This window comes from Bacillus sp. GbtcB10, from assembly GCF_019091365.1.
Taxonomy (GTDB): Bacteria; Bacillota; Bacilli; order Bacillales; family Bacillaceae; genus Bacillus; species Bacillus altitudinis.
Genome location: NZ_JAGXJP010000003.1, coordinates 645221 through 662497, shown reverse-complemented (window position 1 = coordinate 662497; position 17277 = coordinate 645221). Strand labels below are relative to the sequence as shown.

Annotated in this window: 19 protein-coding genes, 1 tRNA gene and 1 other annotated feature (1 of these 21 running past the window's edge); of the genes, 18 read left to right on the top strand and 2 right to left on the bottom strand. The window is 39.8% G+C overall.

All coding sequences use genetic code 11. The features are described from left to right. The first annotated feature begins 4 nt into the window (after nucleotides 1–4). The 7 genes from KVT11_RS13640 (at nucleotide 5) to KVT11_RS13610 (ending at nucleotide 4660) form a co-directional block, all read left to right on the top strand. Complete coding sequence (locus tag KVT11_RS13640) at nucleotides 5–445, top strand: MarR family winged helix-turn-helix transcriptional regulator (protein WP_007501606.1); 441 nt, start codon at nucleotides 5–7, stop codon at nucleotides 443–445. A 7-nt stretch (nucleotides 446–452) separates the two neighbouring features. Continuing rightward, nucleotides 453–1271: a glutamate racemase gene (gene racE / locus KVT11_RS13635; protein WP_155924094.1), complete on the top strand. Its 819-nt coding sequence runs from the start codon at nucleotides 453–455 to the stop codon at nucleotides 1269–1271. Between the two features lie 101 nt (nucleotides 1272–1372). Next, a complete protein-coding gene (locus KVT11_RS13630) occupies nucleotides 1373–2434 on the top strand; it encodes a GerMN domain-containing protein (RefSeq protein ID WP_210552157.1) in 1062 nt (353 codons plus the stop codon). Between the two features lie 151 nt (nucleotides 2435–2585). Beyond that, nucleotides 2586–3314: a ribonuclease PH gene (gene rph, locus KVT11_RS13625; protein WP_007501599.1), complete on the top strand. Its 729-nt coding sequence runs from the start codon at nucleotides 2586–2588 to the stop codon at nucleotides 3312–3314. A gap of 10 nt (nucleotides 3315–3324) precedes the next feature. Next, nucleotides 3325–3927, top strand: coding sequence for an XTP/dITP diphosphatase (locus tag KVT11_RS13620; protein ID WP_169791232.1), 603 nt, complete (start codon nucleotides 3325–3327; stop codon nucleotides 3925–3927). 14 nt (nucleotides 3928–3941) lie between these two features. Next, the gene (locus KVT11_RS13615) at nucleotides 3942–4466 is read left to right on the top strand and encodes a YfcE family phosphodiesterase (protein ID WP_008345914.1); all 525 of its coding nucleotides are present in this window, start codon (nucleotides 3942–3944) and stop codon (nucleotides 4464–4466) included. Nucleotides 4467–4586: 120 nt separating this feature from the next. Next, nucleotides 4587–4660 (top strand) — tRNA-Arg (locus KVT11_RS13610). A gap of 164 nt (nucleotides 4661–4824) precedes the next feature. Here the strand turns inward: KVT11_RS13610 and KVT11_RS13605 are convergent. Next, on the bottom strand, nucleotides 4825–5874 hold the full coding sequence (locus tag KVT11_RS13605) for a DNA cytosine methyltransferase (protein ID WP_116307247.1): 1050 nt from the start codon (nucleotides 5872–5874) through the stop codon (nucleotides 4825–4827). A gap of 124 nt (nucleotides 5875–5998) precedes the next feature. Between KVT11_RS13605 and KVT11_RS21400 the strand changes: the two genes are divergently transcribed. The 10 genes from KVT11_RS21400 (at nucleotide 5999) to KVT11_RS13555 (ending at nucleotide 14516) form a co-directional block, all read left to right on the top strand. Continuing rightward, nucleotides 5999–6232 (top strand): helix-turn-helix domain-containing protein, encoded by a 234-nt coding sequence (locus KVT11_RS21400; RefSeq protein ID WP_047947306.1) that lies wholly within the window; start codon nucleotides 5999–6001, stop codon nucleotides 6230–6232. Between the two features lie 4 nt (nucleotides 6233–6236). Next, nucleotides 6237–7274, top strand: coding sequence for a hypothetical protein (locus KVT11_RS13595; protein WP_116307245.1), 1038 nt, complete (start codon nucleotides 6237–6239; stop codon nucleotides 7272–7274). Nucleotides 7275–7339: 65 nt separating this feature from the next. Further along, nucleotides 7340–7966, top strand: coding sequence for a DUF4241 domain-containing protein (locus KVT11_RS13590; RefSeq protein ID WP_210552473.1), 627 nt, complete (start codon nucleotides 7340–7342; stop codon nucleotides 7964–7966). Between the two features lie 246 nt (nucleotides 7967–8212). Next, the gene (locus KVT11_RS13585; protein ID WP_116307241.1) at nucleotides 8213–9472 is read left to right on the top strand and encodes a Kelch repeat-containing protein; all 1260 of its coding nucleotides are present in this window, start codon (nucleotides 8213–8215) and stop codon (nucleotides 9470–9472) included. Nucleotides 9473–9726: 254 nt separating this feature from the next. After that, nucleotides 9727–9876: a teichoic acid D-Ala incorporation-associated protein DltX gene (locus KVT11_RS13580; RefSeq protein ID WP_024427820.1), complete on the top strand. Its 150-nt coding sequence runs from the start codon at nucleotides 9727–9729 to the stop codon at nucleotides 9874–9876. Nucleotides 9877–9890: 14 nt separating this feature from the next. Beyond that, nucleotides 9891–11396, top strand: a complete 1506-nt coding sequence (gene dltA, locus KVT11_RS13575; RefSeq protein ID WP_210552109.1) for a D-alanine--poly(phosphoribitol) ligase subunit DltA — start codon at nucleotides 9891–9893, stop codon at nucleotides 11394–11396. After that, nucleotides 11393–12577 carry a D-alanyl-lipoteichoic acid biosynthesis protein DltB gene (gene dltB / locus KVT11_RS13570; protein ID WP_025207735.1) on the top strand — a complete coding sequence of 395 codons (1185 nt, stop codon included), beginning with the start codon at nucleotides 11393–11395 and terminating at the stop codon, nucleotides 12575–12577. Before dltA ends, dltB begins: the two co-directional genes overlap by 4 nt. Nucleotides 12578–12598: 21 nt before the next feature. Then, complete coding sequence (gene dltC / locus KVT11_RS13565; protein WP_017367737.1) at nucleotides 12599–12835, top strand: D-alanine--poly(phosphoribitol) ligase subunit 2; 237 nt, start codon at nucleotides 12599–12601, stop codon at nucleotides 12833–12835. Next, nucleotides 12835–14001 carry a D-alanyl-lipoteichoic acid biosynthesis protein DltD gene (gene dltD, locus KVT11_RS13560; protein ID WP_116307239.1) on the top strand — a complete coding sequence of 389 codons (1167 nt, stop codon included), beginning with the start codon at nucleotides 12835–12837 and terminating at the stop codon, nucleotides 13999–14001. The genes dltC and dltD overlap by 1 nt, the downstream gene beginning before the upstream one ends. A 95-nt stretch (nucleotides 14002–14096) precedes the next feature. Continuing rightward, nucleotides 14097–14516, top strand: a complete 420-nt coding sequence (locus KVT11_RS13555) for a YkvA family protein (RefSeq protein WP_116307237.1) — start codon at nucleotides 14097–14099, stop codon at nucleotides 14514–14516. 183 nt (nucleotides 14517–14699) lie between these two features. On the opposite strand, the gene KVT11_RS13550 is transcribed toward KVT11_RS13555, so the two are convergent. Continuing rightward, the gene (locus tag KVT11_RS13550; RefSeq protein ID WP_008342861.1) at nucleotides 14700–15743 is read right to left on the bottom strand and encodes a lactonase family protein; all 1044 of its coding nucleotides are present in this window, start codon (nucleotides 15741–15743) and stop codon (nucleotides 14700–14702) included. 432 nt (nucleotides 15744–16175) lie between these two features. Between KVT11_RS13550 and ilvE the strand changes: the two genes are divergently transcribed. After that, entirely contained in the window at nucleotides 16176–17090 is a 915-nt protein-coding gene (ilvE, locus tag KVT11_RS13545; RefSeq protein WP_072367470.1) for a branched-chain-amino-acid transaminase, read from the top strand. A gap of 8 nt (nucleotides 17091–17098) precedes the next feature. Next, nucleotides 17099–17277, top strand: a binding site (T-box leader); it runs 69 nt beyond the window's last position.

The following is a 17277-nucleotide window of genomic DNA, read 5'->3' as shown; positions in this document are numbered from 1 at the left end:
TGAAATGGAAACGAATGAGTCAGGCCATGTTGCAGAAATTGAAAAATCATTGCGCCATATTGCTGCAATCATTAAGCAAAAAGGTAGAGAAATTCTGAATCAATATACGATTACACCTCCTCAATTTGTAGGGCTTCAGTGGCTTTATGAATTCGGAGATATGACAATAGGTGAGCTATCACAAAAGATGTATTTGGCTTGCAGCACGACAACCGATTTAATTGACCGAATGGAAAAAAGTGAACTTGTTGAACGGGTGAAAGATCCGTCTGACCGCCGCGTGGTTCGCATTCATTTATTACCTGAAGGTGAGCGGATCATTCAAGAAGTGATTGTCAAACGCCAAGAATACGTCAGTGAACTTCTAGGGGCTTTCTCAGAAGAAGAAGCCATCGTTTTCAACCAATCTTTAACGAAACTACAGCAGCAAATGAAAAGAAAATGAGGCGATTTTGTTGGATCAACCCATCGGCGTGATTGATTCCGGTGTAGGCGGTTTAACCGTTGCGAAGGAAATCATGAGACAACTGCCAAAAGAAAAGATTATTTATGTAGGCGACACAAAACGATGTCCATACGGCCCTCGAGCAGAAGAAGAGGTTCTTCAATATACATGGGAAATGGCACACTACCTATTAAGACATCACCATATTAAAATGCTTGTCATTGCGTGTAACACTGCGACGGCGATAGCACTTGATGAAATTAAAGCAACACTTGATATCCCGGTCATTGGCGTAATCCAGCCCGGAGCCCGCACAGCGATCAAGGTCACAAACAATCAGCATATTGGCGTCATCGGCACAGTCAATACGATCAAAAGTGAGGCCTATAAAGAAGCACTGCTTTCTTTAAAAGCAGGACTAACTGTTCAAAGTTTGGCATGTCCATTGCTTGTGCCATTTGTGGAAAGTGGTACGTTTTTAGATCATACAGCAGATGAAGTCGTAAAAGCTTCTCTTGAACCGATGAAAGAAACAGGCATTGATACACTCATTCTGGGCTGCACACACTACCCGATTTTAAAAGAACCGATTCAGCGCTTTATGGGCAGTGGCGTCAACATCATTTCTTCAGGAGACGAGACAGCGAGAGAAGCGAGCACCATTCTTTCATATAAAGGGCTGTTAAATGATTCGAAGGAAGAGCCTGTTCATACTTTTTATACAACAGGGCAGCAGCAAAACTTTCAAAACATCGCTCAAGACTGGTTCGGCTACCTGCCAGGAAAGGTCGAAACGGTTTCGCTTGAACACGTATATCAGCAATAACCTACTTCTCATGGAAGTGGGTTATTTTTTTATGAAAAGGGTCTAATCCTCTGAGGGAGCTCGTATACATACTAGTACAAACCACTAGAGGAGGGTGAAGTATGCTGAAAAAAGGAACTACAGCAGCTGTTACGTGTATTGCGTCAGCCATGCTTTTATCAGGATGCGGATTGTTTCAAACAGACCAAGCGAAAACAGAGATTGATCCACCACAAAATGTCACGTTTGTGAAAGAAAATAAAGAAGAGAAACAAACAGCGAAAGAAGGAAAAGAAGAGAAGCAAGCAGATACCGTCATGAGAGAATTATATTTAATTGATAAAAATGGATATGTTGTGTCTCAATCCATTCCGCTGCCGAAGAACGAAGGAAGTGCGAAACAAACACTTGAATACCTCGTAGACGGGGGACCGATTTCTAACCTGATGCCAAATGGGTTCAGAGCCGTGCTGCCGGCGGACACGAGCGTATCTGTCGATATTAAAGATGGCACTGCGGTTGTTGATTTCTCAAATGAATTCAAAAACTATAAAAAAGAAGACGAACAGCGCATTTTACAATCAGTCACTTGGACATTAACGCAGTTTGATTCGGTAGCGAAAGTCAAATTAAAGATGAATGGCCATGAATTAAAAGAAATGCCTGTGAATGGGACGCCGATTTCAGATGATTTAAGCAGAGAGGACGGCATTAATATTCAGCACGAGGCTGCGGCTGATATGACATCGACAAAGCCTGTGACCGTCTACTATTTAGCAGAATCTGACGAACAGACGTACTATGTCCCGGTGACCAAAAGAGCACCACAAGACGATGATGATCCAATTACAGCAGCCATTGATGAGCTCGTCTCTGGGCCAAGCAAAACAAGCCAATTGCTGACAGACTTTGATCAAGATGTGAAGCTCAATGATGTTCCGAAAGTAAAAGACGGTCATGTGACACTTGATTTCAATGAATCCATTTTTGGCAGTGCAGATGAAAAGAAAAAAGTCATTTCACAAAAAGTTCTTGATAGCATTGTGCTGACATTAACAGAGTTGCCAGATGTGAAAAGCGTGTCTGTGAAGGTAAACGGAAAGGCAGAGCTTGTGAACGAAAAAGGAACAGAACTCACAAAGCCAGTTTCAAGACCAGAACAAGTGAATACAGGTAGTTTTTAACGTCACACATTGATATAATGGAGAAAAAGAGGCATGCACATTCGCTGCCTCTTTTTTATTCCAAGCGATTAGAACGGATCGAGGTTGTCAAAGTTAATAGGAGAACCCCGCTGACACCCGCGCGGAATGTATATTGTAACGGAGGTAAAACATGAGATTAGATGAAAGACAATACGACGAATTAAGAAAAATTGAAATACAGGCAGGCTACATTACGCACCCAGAAGGCTCTGTCTTAATCTCAGCGGGCAATACGAAGGTGATTTGTAACGCATCTATCGAGGACCGCGTACCTCCTTTTTTAAGAGGAGAAGGAAAAGGCTGGATTACAGCAGAATATAGCATGCTTCCAAGAGCAACGGCTCAAAGAACGATAAGAGAATCATCTAAAGGAAAAGTCACAGGACGTACAATGGAGATCCAGCGTTTAATTGGACGAGCTCTGCGCGCAGTCGTTGACTTAGAAAAGCTTGGTGAACGCACCATTTGGATTGATTGTGATGTCATTCAAGCAGACGGCGGAACACGCACAGCATCTATTACAGGTGCATTTGTGGCCATGACACTAGCGATTCAAAAGCTTCAATCAGAAGGCGTTTTGAAAGAAAATCCGATCACTGATTATTTAGCTGCGATATCCGTCGGAATTGATTCTAAACAGGGACTTCTGTTAGATTTAAATTATGAAGAAGATTCTTCAGCTGAAGTGGATATGAATGTCATCATGACAGGTGCTGGGCGCTTTGTTGAACTTCAAGGCACTGGCGAAGAAGCGACATTCTCAAGAGAACAACTAAACGGACTGCTTGATTTAGCCGAAAAAGGCATCAAAGAATTAATTGAAAAGCAAAAAGCAGTGACAGGAGAAGTTATCGAATAAAGAGAAGGGTTTGATCAGGATGAAAACTGCCATCATCGCAACGCACAATGCGGGCAAAGCGAAAGAATTCAAAGCCATTCTTGAGCCAAAAGGATTCACGGTCAAAACACTAGCGGACATCGGATTTACGGAAGAGATCGAAGAAACAGGACATACCTTTGAAGAAAATGCGATCATCAAAGCCGAGGCCATTCAAGCCAAAGCAGGTGAAATGGTGATTGCAGACGACTCGGGTCTGTCGATTGATTACCTTGGCGGAAAACCTGGCGTCTATTCAGCGAGGTATGCGGGTGAGCATAAAAACGATGCCGAGAACGTGGAAAAGGTGCTGAATGAGCTGCGAGGCATAGAAAAAGAAGACCGCACTGCTAGATTCAGATGTGCCCTGGCTGTCAGTATACCGGGCAAAGAGACTCAAACGGTAGAAGGATCAGTAGAAGGCTTCATCGCCGAAGAACCGATCGGCGAAAACGGCTTCGGATACGACCCGATTTTCATCGTCAAAGACAAAGACCAGACGATGGCCGAGTTATCACCAGAGGAGAAAAACAAGATCAGCCATCGAGCGGTTGCGCTTCAAAAGCTTTCATCACTGCTAGACGCAAATGAATAAGGGGGAATGAAGCCATGAAGATACTCATCATTAGTGACAGTCATGGACTCACAGACGAACTTCAAACCATTGCCAAACGGCATGCGGCTGAAGTGGACATGATGATTCACTGCGGAGATTCAGAACTCGAAACGAACCACCCAGCACTCGAAGGATACAAAGTCGTCAAAGGAAATTGTGACTTTATGGGCGATTTTGAAGAAGAGCTCCTGCTCCCACTCGACGGAGGCGGAAAACTATTTCTCACTCACGGACATCTGCATGGCATCAAACAATCCTTGCTTCAAGTCTACTACCGTGCAGAAGAGCTAGGCGCAGACATTATCTGCTTTGGCCACTCGCACATCCCTGGCAGTGAACTGCTAAGAGGAAAACTGCTCATTAACCCAGGCAGCGTGCACCTGCCAAGAGTGCGCAAAGAGCGCAGCTATGCTATACTGACACTAGATGGAAGCGAAGCAAACGTACAGTTTTTCACGGACGAAGGTCACGTCATACAAGACCTCGAAAACACTGTCACATTGGAAGGTATTTCATAAGGGTGCAGCATTTGCCCCTTATGAAAAAACTTTCGAAAAACCGTTGACTTTAAAGAACAATAGTAATATAATAAATCTTGTCGCTGAGGTAATACGCCACAGCACACTACATAACAACATGTCCCAGTAGCTCAGCAGGATAGAGCAACGGCCTTCTAAGCCGTCGGTCGGGAGTTCGAATCTCTCCTGGGACGTACTATAAAAAACCGTTGTTGATAATTAATGTCTACGTTTAAAATAAGCGCTGACCTTAATACATCAATAGCGGTTTTTTTGTCTATTCTTTTCAACAAAATGTATTAGAAACGTGAAATTGACTGTTAATAGACCTGATGTTAGCCACCAGATCTATTGATAATTAGAATTGAAAAGACAACTCGTTATTGTTATTAAGTTTAAGGTTATCATTTGCTAATAATACATTTTGAATAGATTGGGCAACATGCCAACCTAATACAGGGGGTACAGCATTTCCTACTTGTTTATACGTATATGTTCCAGCGCCTAGAAATTCAAAACTATCAGGGAAAGATTGTATTCTTGCACATTCTCTTACAGTTAATCTTCTCCAATAGGCCATATTTTCTGGTTCATCTTCATTAGTTGTTCTATAATGCGCTTCGATATTTCCGTGATGTTCTGCGCGGATTGTAATTGAAGGTGCATCAGCTTTTATCTGGGAGTTTCCTTGCATTCTTCTTCCAGGATAAAACTTAGCTTTTGATATTTGTGAATGATTATAGATTGTTTGATCTTCTTGCTTGTCCCATAAATCGTCAATCGCTTCTTTGGCTGTGATCCACCTATCTGTATGTGTAGGACAAGGTGGAATGTAATTTGCCTCTATATCTTCCCTTATACCCACAATAAATACACGTTTTCTAATTTGAGGAACACCATAGTCTGCTGCATGTAGGAGATGATGAGTGACATTGTAGTTAACTTGTGTGTCACCATCTGATATACTACTTAAATCATTTTTGATTGTATTTAAAACAATGCCTTTTTCCATATTCACTAACCCTTCTACGTTCTCTGCAACGAAGACTTTAGGCTGTATGTGTTCAATAACTCTTTTCATTTGAAGATAAAGTTTTCCTCGTTTAACAGTAATTCCACCTCTCTTACCGGCTACACTAAAATCTTGACAAGGAAAACCGCCAATCACCACGTCGGCTTCGGAAGGAATTGTTGTTTTTTCATTATCTAAAACTTCTTCTATTTTTCCGACATGAATATGATCACCGATATTTTTAGCATAAGTTTGTGTAGCTTGTAAAAAGAAATCATTTGCCCATATGATATCGAACATATTTTTTTCATAATTATTACCTAAGAAAGTGAAATCACCTTTAAAGCCTAAATCTAGACCTCCGCATCCACTAAAAAGTGATACTACTTTATACATATTCCCACCATCTTAAATTCAAATTTTTGTTATACTATTGTGTAAAGTGTATTTAGTATGTTTATATACAAATAGGCACCATAAATATATTTTATAACTTCTGTAGTTATAAAGCAAGGGGAAAATGGATAGCACTATGATTTATTTTAAATTAGACAACTTACTTAAGCAAATAGGATGTTCTAGGAATAATTTCGCTAATACATCAGGAATAAGACCTAATACTATAAATGACATGTGTAACAATAAAACTAAGAGAATTGAAATTGAAACACTTATAGCTATTCTAAAAACTTTAAATGATATTAGCGATATACCTATCGTAATTGAAGATCTAATGGAATACAGGGAGTTGTAAAAATATGAATGTTGAGAAATTAATACATGAAACATGTAAAATTATCACAGAAGCAGATGACTTGAGTGAATACCAATCAGGTGATGAATTTGAAAATTATGTATATCACATAATGAACTCAATCTCTAGTGAATTAACTGTGGAACAGACCGGGAAGCAAACATTTCCTGATATAGTTATAAATGGATCGTACGGTGTGGAAGTAAAGTTTTCAAAAAATAAAAATTGGCAATCAGTAGGTAATAGTATCTTCGAAGGTACTTTAAAATCAAATGTGACTGATCAAATATATCTTGTTTTTGGACAGATGAATGGGAATAGAATAAATGTACGGTATAAAAAATATGAAGATGTTTTAGAGGATGTAAAGGTAACACACTCACCAAGATTCTTTATTAATATGGATATGCAAAAAGAAAATTCAATCCTACATAAAATTAATATGACCTATGATGAATTTAAGGTATTAGATTCAACTGATAAATCAAATAGAATAAAGGAATTTGTACGTTCCAACTTGAGGGAAGGTGAAGACTTATGGTGGCTGGATTCGAACGAAAATGAGGATATGGTTCCGAAGATAGTACAATTTAATTCATTAACAACAGAGGAGAAAAACAATAAAATTGCGGAATGCATGGTGCTTTTTCCAGAAATATTTATAGAAGGTAATAAAAATTATAAAAAAGGTTTCCCGAAGTATAGAAGAACCGTTTCTTATTTATTAACTAAATACCAGCTCGTTAGTCCCTCTATGAGAGATGAATTTTCAGCTGGTGGTACATCAGAAATATTAATTGATGGCCATGAATATAATTTGTCAAAGGTTCTAATGCTTCTTAATAAGAATGCAATTCTTATTAAAGAAAAACTACAAGAACTAGATATAGGATTATTATGTGAAAGTTGGGGAGTACAAAAACCTGTTACAGGAGATGAAATAGAAAGCATTTGGTTGAAAGAAATAAATAAGTATGGATATAGAAAATGTATGAACAATTCAATAAAACCTGAAGATGTATATAAGAATGGTTTAATTTAATAAATGTTTGTATAAAGCAAACCTATATGTTTTCCTTGAAAGGAATGATCACATGTATAACATAAATCCCGCACCACCTACTATATAAAGGTAAAGAGACAAACTTCTCAGAAGGTGACCAATTATTTGCAAAACAGTTAGGCTATATCGAGATCACGAGCTGTCATATCGTTGCTTGTGACCCTTTTGTTTCAGAGGGAGATCAATCTTTTTCTAGGAAAGTTCATCTAGCGAAATATCCTATTCTACTTATGGTTAAGCGGTTAGAAAGCGACGACGAACGCATAGCCTATGCAATGATCAAGTTTACAAACGAGCAAGTAGTAGAATGGGAGCTTGTCACAAGAGCGGGGCAGGAACTCAAACATTTGAAAGAAGACGAGTTTTACGGCTACGGTGTAAATACGGGTATGGGCTCTTTCATGGATGCGGAAGCAGCACTATATTTACAAGCTTATGAGGATAAGCGCTATAAAGAGGACAATGATTTCTATCTTTATGAGGAATTTGAAGAAGCGCTTGAGCAAAACTACAAGCACACTTGGGACTGGCTTGTCACCCGTTTTCATGACAAGGTGGACATTGCCATGTTTACAACAGGCTTCGATGATGGGATGTATTCAAGCTTTTGGGGGCTGGATGAAAACGGGGATCCTGCTTGTCTTGTGACGGATTTTCTTATAGTGGACTGATGAGAAACCCATGAAACTATGGGTTTTTTTATTTGTTTCTGAATATCGTGTCTTTATAGAAATCGTGAAGGAGATAAAGTTGAAATAAATAAAAGTTGAACGGAAGAAAAATAGATAAACATACAACGATTAGTGAATCGGTATTAGATAATAAAGTGTTAAATTATTAAAAATATAACAAAAGTATGAAGAAAGTCATGAAAAAACCGATAAATGTTGAGTACACAATTTTAAGGAGTGATTTTCTTGAAAAGATTAGGATTAATATTCTTCCTATTAATCTCGTCATTAATTTATCCGTTACATTCAGTAAAAGCAGACACAGTAGAATGGAAAGAACAAGCAGATTTGCCAGAGGCACGTGTTGGTGCTAGTAGTGGCGTAGTTGACGGCAAGATATATATCATAGGAGGTCAGGGGCCAACTCAACGACAAGGTGCAGATCAAACTTTTGTTTATGATCCTGAGAAAAATGAATGGTCAAGTAAAACATCAATGCCAACTCCTAGATATGGGGCTGCTACGGCAATTTTAAATGACCAAATATATGTCATAGGTGGAATGTCTACAGATGGAGTAGTAAAGACAGTAGAAGTTTATAATACTAAAAATGATTCGTGGGAAAAGCTTGAAGATATTCCGTTGGAAACAAAAGTCTCACCATATAGAATATATGCGAGCAGTGTAAAAGGGAAAATTTTAGTTGTCGCAAAAGAGGGTAACTATCAAATGAAAACATACAGCTATGACCTAGACACGAAAAAATGGGAAAAGAAAAGTTCTTTAGATTATATTGTGACTGCCGGAACGTTAAATGAGATAGATGGTAAGTTATATTTATCTGGAGGGACAGAGGCTTTAAATAAAATGATCGGTGAATACGATCCTGACACAGATACGTGGATGAAAAAGCAAGGTGGTTGGTCAGCGGGGTATTATGCGACAGCTGTTTACAATAATAAAGTTTTACTTACAGGTGGAACTGCTAGATTATCGGTACATGATGTAATTTTAGGAACAAGGTATAGCGTTCAAACACCTAAAACCTTTTATAGAAAGGGACACTCCGCTGCTATTGTCAATGATAATCTTTATATCATTGGGGGAGAAGAAAACACAAATGGTGATATGCCTCGCGCAAGAGAAAAATTTAAATCTGTCATATCACTTTCTCTAAAAGACGCATTACCTCAAGAAAACAACACAGAAACCCCAGGCGACAAAGACCCAGAACCAACCACACCACCAAAAGACGATAAAACAGATGAAGACGGCGATGCTCTTCTCATCATCACAATGGTCAATGGTTTGCAAAAAGAGTATGACCTTTCAATGAAAGAAGTCAACGCCTTCCTATCATGGTACAAAAAACGTGATGCTGGCGAAGGTCCAGGGTTTTATGAAATTGACGAGCATGACAACAACAAAGGTCCTTTTGAAAGTAAAAAGGACTATGTGGTATTCAACAACATTCTCATGTTCGAAGTGAATAAATATAAAAAGTAAATAACATCAAAGCCATCTAGTCAAACTAGGTGGCTTTTGCGTTTGTTCGACAGTTTTCAGCAATTTTAAGGCAAATTTAAGCTTCCATTTCATTTCAATTACATTAAATCTTTGTTACAATAAGACAGCTTTGCCCGAAGACACGTTCATACTTTGGACATCTTTTTTTCATCAATTCTTAAAAATTTTATGTTTTGATATGAAACTCTTTTGATGATCCATGCGTCTTTATAAGTGTCAAAAGAAAAGAGGTTATCAATATGCTATTCAAAAAGCTATCAGAAAATAAGTCTGTAAAATGGATAGGATATACAAGCTTTTACTTACTTATTTTGCTATTATTGTTCTTTATTTACGGATTCCATACAGCAAATACGGGATCATTCATTTACAACGATTTTTAATTGGAGATTAAACTATGAAACTATTACACACGATTCATGAATACCAACAAACGAAACCGACACAGCCAGCATTTGTTTCTCAACATGCTTCGATCACATATGATGAGCTTTGGCGTCTATCAGACCAAATGGCTGGTGCGATTGATACAGTCGCAACTGACAGTGCACCTGTCATTGTATACGGTCATATGGAGCCAGAGATGCTGATTTCTTTTTTAGGCAGTGTGAAATCAGGCAGACCCTATATTCCGGTCGATATCTCCATACCTGTCGAGCGCATCGTCTCAATCATTGAAAGCTCAAAAGCCAGTCTATTGATATGTGCAAATGAGCAGAATGTATTAGATGTAGAAGAACATATTGAAGTGAAGAGTGCGGCATCGCTTTTAGCACTTGAAAAAGAAGCACCCCCATCCACGCAGTGGGTTCAACAAGATGATGTTTTCTACATTATTTACACGTCTGGCAGTACCGGAAAACCGAAAGGCGTTCAGGTAACAGCCAATAATTTAGAAAGTTTTACAGAGTGGATGTGCCGCGATTTCCCAATTGGTGAGGGGCGCACGTTCTTAAATCAAGCGCCGTTTTCTTTTGACTTATCAGTGATGGATCTCTATCCAACGCTTCAATCAGGCGGCACGCTTTACTGTTTAGTGAAAGATCTTGTGAATAAGCCGAAGGATATGTTTGCAGCGCTTGGTCAATCTGACGTTGAAGTGTGGACATCCACACCTTCCTTTGTGCAAATGTGCTTAATGGATCCTTCCTTTACAGGGGAGCTTTTACCAAAGCTAAACGTTTTCCTTTTCTGCGGTGAGGCACTTCCTGTCTCTGTAGCAAGTGCGCTTCTTGAGCGTTTTCCTAAGGCGCAGGTCTTTAATACGTATGGTCCAACTGAAGCAACTGTTGCGATTACATCGATTGAAGTCACGCAGGAGATTCTTGATCAGCACGATTCTTTACCAGTGGGTTATGCCAAACCGGATACAGATATCGTCATTTTAGATGAAGAAGGCAAGACACTCCCTGATGGGGAAAAAGGGGAAATTGTCATCGTGGGGCCAAGCGTCACGAGAGGCTACTTAGGTGAACAAGCCTTAACGGATAAAGTGTTCTTTGAATACGAAGGACGCCCTGCTTACCGCACAGGTGACGCAGGTGTGGCGCAGGATGGTTTGATTACGTGCCACGGTCGTCTGGACTATCAAATTAAGCTACATGGATACCGCATGGAGCTTGAAGAAATTGAATATCATGTAAGCGAGACAACCTATGTCAATGCTTGTGTGATTGTGCCGTTTCAGCCAAACGGGCATGTGGAGTACTTAATTGCAGCAATTGTCCCAACTGAGCATTCCTTTGAAAAAGAATATCAGCTGACAAGTGCGATTAAGAAAGAAATGGCGGATTCACTGCCTGCGTACATGATTCCAAGAAAGTTTGTTTATCTTGAGCAGCTGTACATGACGCCAAACGGGAAGGTTGACCGTAAAAGAATCGCGAAAGAGGTTCTTCTATGATTCCGTTTAGTTCATTCTTTTTCTTCATTCTAATTGGTATTCTTCTTTTGCCGACGATGATTCTTGGTCTTCGCGGCAAAAGAATGCAGGGCTACAACATGTTTGCAACGGTTGTGGCACTCGCGCTTATTTTCTCAAAGGATGCACATGGCGCTTTGCTGCTGTTCTTGTTTACAGTATGGCAAGTCTTGATCATCCGCCTATACCTTGCGTACCGGTTGAAGGCGAACAAGGCGTCTGTCTTCTATATGGCAGTGGTGGCATCTATTTTGCCGCTTGTGCTATCAAAGGTTTTACCGTTCTTTTTAACTCATCAGCCGCATCAACCGCCGCCAATGAACTGGCTGAGCTTTTTGGGGATCTCGTACTTAACATTTAAAGGTGTTCAGTTAATTATCGAGACAAGAGACGGCTTGATTAAAAAGAAAATCCCGATTCACCGTTTGGTTTATTTCATCGTCTTTTTCCCGACGATTTCATCAGGTCCAATCGATCGTTACCGCCGGTTTGAAAAGGATATGGATACACCGCCTGAAAAGGAAGTGTACAGTGACCTTCTATATGCAGGGATTCATAAAATTTTTATTGGGTTCTTATATAAGTTCATTATTGGTTATCTCATTCACACGTATATTCTCATGAATATTCATCACATTAGCAGCAGTCACTTTGTTCAACAGTTAACGTATATGTATGCGTACAGTATGTATTTGTTCTTTGACTTTGCTGGATATACAGCATTTGCTGTAGGTGTGAGTTATATCATGGGCATTAAATCACCAGAAAACTTTAATAAACCGTTTATCAGCCGTAATATTAAAGACTTCTGGAATCGCTGGCACATGTCGCTATCCTTTTGGTTCAGAGATTATGTGTTTATGAGATTTGTGTTCTTTATGACAAAGAAGAAGTGGATCAAGAACCGGATGGCTGTATCAAATATTGGGTACTTTGTCCTCTTTCTATTGATGGGTGCTTGGCATGGTCTCGCCCTTCAATATATTATTTACGGACTATACCATGCAGTTGTGATGTCCGGTTACAATTTATTTGAGAAGTGGAATAAAAAGCACAAGTGGTGGCCGGATAATAAGGTCACAATGGTTGTGTCGATCATTATTACATTCCACGTCATTTGTTTCGGTTTTTATATTTTTTCAGGAAAACCATTTCATCATTAATGGATAAGGGAGTAGAAAATTATGGAATTTAAAAATCAAGTATACGGTATTATTGCAGAGGTTTGTCAGGATGACGTTGTGAAAGAAAATCCAGAGATTGCGATTTTTGAAGAAGGTCTTCTTGATTCATTTGGTACAGTTGAATTGCTCATGGCAATTGAAAGTCAGCTAGGAATTATGGTTCCAATTACAGAATTTGATCGTGATGTGTGGGATACACCGAATCACATTGCTGAGCAGCTGGCAGAGATGAAGTAATGAAAAAGCGTTTTTTTGGGCCGCTTATTTTAGCGGCTGTTCTATTCATTGGTGTTCTTCTTGTACCAAATGCATGGCTCTCACATCTGATCCCAAAAGACAAATTACAAAAGTCAGCCACAGAATTAGATCCAGGGATGTTCCAAGGGCTTTATTTACAAGATGAAATGCTAAAAGATCCAACTTATTTGCCGATCTATGGATCTTCTGAACTATCACGTTTTGATCCATATCACCCTTCGAATTTCTTTCATGAAAATCCTCAAGGGTTTACACCTTATCTTGTTGGAAAAGGTGGATCGCAATCATTAATTCATGCCATGAACTTTGCAGCGCATATGGATGAATTAAAAGGGAAAAAGCTTGTGTTTATCGTGTCCCCGCAGTGGTTTGTCAAATGGGGATCAGACGAGAATCACTTTGCTCCTAACTATTCAGCGCTTCAGGCGCTTGATCTCGCTTATAATAAAGAAATTGATCCAGCTGTTAAAAAAGAGCTCATCAAAAGAATCATGAAGTTTAAGGCAGTAAAGAACGACATGGTCATCACAGAACTTTTTAAAGCAGAGCTTTCTGGGAACAAATTCGCTTATGGCGCGATTTCTCCAATTGCAAAAATGTATTATGGCATGCTTCAAAAGAAAGACATGTACTATACGATCGGGTCTGGGCATGAGCGCAAGCTTCGTCCGTCTCCTTCAGTGAAAAGGAAAACATGGACTGAGCTTGAAAAAGAAGCGAGCGTCTTAGGATCTGAAAAAGCAGGGGACAACCCGTTTTATATTGATCAGAGACTGTTTGACCGCAAGCTGAAGCCGATCATGAAAAAGATGAAGGATTCTCGTCGCGACAATTCTTATGCAGAATCACCTGAATATAAAGATTTCCAGATCATGCTGGATATTTTAAAACAGGCAGGGGCGAAGCCTTTATTTGTGACGATTCCCGTCAACGGAAAATGGTATGATTACACTGGTTTTCCGAAAGAGGGACGTACAGATTATTATCAAAAAATCAATCGTCAAATTCGAGATAATGGGTATGAAGTCGCAGATTTGACTTCTCATGAGTATGACCCATATTTCTTTAAGGATACGATTCATGTGTCGTATAAAGGATGGGTATACATCGATAAGGCGATCGAAAAATTTTACAAAGAGCAGTAGATTGCAGCAGCTTTCTGCTGCTTTTTGTTTGTCGAATGAGTGGATTTCTTGTATAAATAAGGTGGAAGGGCTATGCTGAATATGGAGGCGATACGATGAATCGTTCTGAGAAAAAAGAACTATTAAAGCGTTCAAAGAAGCATTTTAATGATCATGCCTTTTGGAAAAAGTTAAAAAAGACGGCACAAAAAGCTGGAGTTTCTCTTGTCTATGCTGTGTTATTACTTTATTATACATTGCAAAAACCCGAAGTACCGGTTAAAGCGAAAATCCTCATCATTGGGGCGCTAGGGTACTTTATCCTTCCGATTGATCTGGTCCCTGATACATTGGTGGGGATCGGCTACACAGATGATCTAGGCGCCATCACATTTGCTCTGCTTCAAGTGGCAATGTACATTGATGACGATGTCAAAGGAAAAGCGAAAGACAGGCTGGGAAAATGGTTCGGTGAAAAAAGCGATACGTCTTTCATTGATCAAAAGCTTGAAGATGGCGGTATGCCGTCTGCTTAAAGAAAAGCCTCTTAAAAGTGTAGACAAACCCTCGCATTCTTTGTCAGTCCTGCGCTTCGGTGCTCGTTCTTCCTAGACTTCAAGGGTTTTCAACTACGCTGAAAAAAAGACAAAGGGCTAAAATAAAGTTCATTTTAGCCCTTTGTCAACAATCTAATGCCTCCTAAACGGAGGCTTTTTTCATTATCCTAAAAATTTCACGCAAACCGGATGCGGAACGGTGATGTCTGATTGTAAGACAGTGAGTCGACCGGTTTCTTTGTCACGTTTGTATAACACAAGGTTGCTAGATTCTTGGTTTGAACCAACGAGAAATTCTTCTGTTGGATCAAGGACAAAGTCTCTAGGCCAATTTCCTTCAGATGAAGCAATTTCAACGAGGCTTAGTTTGCCGTCATGATCTGCTTTGAAAATGGCAATGCTGTCATGTCCACGATTTCCTGCATACACAAATTGACCGTCAGAAGACACATGAATGGCGCTGCCTTGATTATTCTCTGTGAAGTCATTAGGAATGGTTGCGATCGTTTGGATCTCTTCGAAATGACCATCTTCAAAGTAACGAAGTACAATGACCTCTGAGCTGAGCTCTGTCATGACATATGCCACAGGTTTCGTTGGGTGGAATGTGATATGACGAGGGCCGCTGCCTGGTTTTGTTTCAAATGTATGGGCAAGCTCAAGTTTGCCGTTTTCTTTCTTATACGTATAAATACCGTCTGTGCCAAGGTCAACAGCCACCGCAAATTGTTCATCAGGCGTCAAACCCATAAAGTGGGTGTGCGGTTTTTCTTGACGGTCTTCGTTTGGTCCAGTGCCTTCATGCTGCGCCTGTGACAGTGTGCGGATCACTGAGCCGTTTTCAGCATCAATTTCATACATCTCTGCTGTTCCTTTATGATAGTTTGCTGTAAACGCCGTTTTCGTTTGGCTGTCCACGCTGACGTGACAAGGAGAAGCCCCATCGGCAAGCTCTTGGTTGATGAAACGAAGTGCGCCGGTGTCGGCATCAATTTGATACGCAGCAAGACCGCCCTGTGCTCCTTCTTTCACAACAGCATACACAAACTTTTGAGAATCTGAGACAGTTAAATATGTAGGATTTTCAAGTTCTGCAGCCACTTCTACTTGTTCAATCTGCTGCTTGTCCGTATTTAAAGTAAAAGAATAGATTCCTTTGCTGTCTCCCTTTGTATACGTTCCGATATAACCTCTGATGTTAGCCATGTATTGCCCTCCTTCTATTAGATGCTCTCATTCTATCACAAATTCATAGGAAAACGCTTTAGAAAGGCATGCTGAAGGAAAAAACAAACGCAATGAAATCTCACAATATTCTTCAAAAACCATGTGAAAAAATATCACAAAAGCTTGTTCAAAAGAAAACCGTTCATGTAGAGTAAATAAATTGAAGAAAAAATACAAAAAATTTTAAGTTTTTTCATTCCTTGTCTAGCAAAGGTGTAAGCGTATACATTTTATTTTGATTAGTCTAAATTGTCTAATAATTTTAAAAATGCTGTTGACACTGTATGGAAAGCGGCGTAAGATGGGTTCAACAAAAGCAAACAGACACGCAGAGTAAGCGTGAGACACTTCAATATAAAGTGTCTGAAAATTCAACTACTTTTTGTTTGAAAGAGAGGGTGCTCACTGAAGATGGAAGACCAAAAGGAACAGTGGATCTTTTTAAACGATGAACTCGTGAAAAAAGAGGATGCGAAAATTTCAGTTTATGATCATGGCTTCTTATATGGTGACGGTGTGTTCGAAGGAATACGTGTATATAACGGAAATATCTTTCGAATGAAAGAACACTTAGATCGCCTGTATGATTCCGCTAGATCCATTATGCTGAACATTCCATATTCACTTGAGGAGCTCACTGAAAAAATGATTCATACAGTTGAAAGGAACGGCCTAAAAGATGCCTATATCCGCCTTGTTGTCTCAAGAGGGACCGGTGATCTTGGCTTAGATCCAAACAACTGCGGGAGAGCCAACACAGTGATCATTGTAGAGCCGCTGGCCATCTTTCCAAAGCACCTATATGAAACAGGTATTGATATTGTGACGGTACCGACAAGGCGAAATCGTCCTGACGTACTAAGTCCAAAAGTGAAATCATTAAACTATTTGAATAACATCCTTGTCCGAATCGAAGCCCATATGGCCGGTGTGAGTGAAGCGCTGATGCTGAACGATCAAGGGTACGTGGCAGAAGGTTCTGCAGACAATGTGTTTATTTATAAAAAAGGTAAGCTCTATACACCGCCAGGTTATATCGGCGCTCTTGAAGGCATCACAAGAAATGCCATCATGGAGATTGCAGAAGACTTAGGCTACGAAGTGAAAGAAGAACCTTTCACAAGACATGATGTGTATACAGCTGAAGAAGTCTTCCTGACAGGAACCGCTGCCGAAGTCATCGCTGTTGTAAAAGTTGACGGCCGTATCATTGGCGAAGGAAAGCCAGGGTTCCACACAAACAAACTTCTTGAACAATTCCGCAAGCGAGTCGTTGAAGAAGGAGAAAAAGTAGTCTTTACCGATGAGAACATTCACGCAAGCTAAATAGATATCGATAAACGTTGAAGAGGACTAGTAGCTTTAGAGTCAGTATCTACAGAGAGCCGGTGCTAGCTGGAAACCGGTGTTACTTTCTAAAGTGAACTCACCTCTGAGTGTCTGCTTGAAATGATAGTAGGGCAGACCGAGTGACATTGCATCACTCGTTACCAAAATGGATGAAAGATGTCCA

What these genes read in the sequence shown, in the direction of transcription:
- KVT11_RS13640 (WP_007501606.1), top strand. Translation starts at nt 5, where the DNA reads ATGGAAACGAATGAGTCAGGCCATGTTGCAGAAATTGAAAAATCATTG.
- KVT11_RS13630 (WP_210552157.1), top strand. Translation starts at nt 1,373, where the DNA reads ATGCTGAAAAAAGGAACTACAGCAGCTGTTACGTGTATTGCGTCAGCC.
- rph (WP_007501599.1), top strand. Translation starts at nt 2,586, where the DNA reads ATGAGATTAGATGAAAGACAATACGACGAATTAAGAAAAATTGAAATA.
- KVT11_RS13615 (WP_008345914.1), top strand. Translation starts at nt 3,942, where the DNA reads ATGAAGATACTCATCATTAGTGACAGTCATGGACTCACAGACGAACTT.
- KVT11_RS13605 (WP_116307247.1), bottom strand. Translation starts at nt 5,874, where the DNA reads ATGTATAAAGTAGTATCACTTTTTAGTGGATGCGGAGGTCTAGATTTA.
- KVT11_RS21400 (WP_047947306.1), top strand. Translation starts at nt 5,999, where the DNA reads ATGGATAGCACTATGATTTATTTTAAATTAGACAACTTACTTAAGCAA.
- KVT11_RS13595 (WP_116307245.1), top strand. Translation starts at nt 6,237, where the DNA reads ATGAATGTTGAGAAATTAATACATGAAACATGTAAAATTATCACAGAA.
- dltA (WP_210552109.1), top strand. Translation starts at nt 9,891, where the DNA reads ATGAAACTATTACACACGATTCATGAATACCAACAAACGAAACCGACA.
- dltB (WP_025207735.1), top strand. Translation starts at nt 11,393, where the DNA reads ATGATTCCGTTTAGTTCATTCTTTTTCTTCATTCTAATTGGTATTCTT.
- dltC (WP_017367737.1), top strand. Translation starts at nt 12,599, where the DNA reads ATGGAATTTAAAAATCAAGTATACGGTATTATTGCAGAGGTTTGTCAG.
- dltD (WP_116307239.1), top strand. Translation starts at nt 12,835, where the DNA reads ATGAAAAAGCGTTTTTTTGGGCCGCTTATTTTAGCGGCTGTTCTATTC.
- KVT11_RS13555 (WP_116307237.1), top strand. Translation starts at nt 14,097, where the DNA reads ATGAATCGTTCTGAGAAAAAAGAACTATTAAAGCGTTCAAAGAAGCAT.
- KVT11_RS13550 (WP_008342861.1), bottom strand. Translation starts at nt 15,743, where the DNA reads ATGGCTAACATCAGAGGTTATATCGGAACGTATACAAAGGGAGACAGC.
- ilvE (WP_072367470.1), top strand. Translation starts at nt 16,176, where the DNA reads ATGGAAGACCAAAAGGAACAGTGGATCTTTTTAAACGATGAACTCGTG.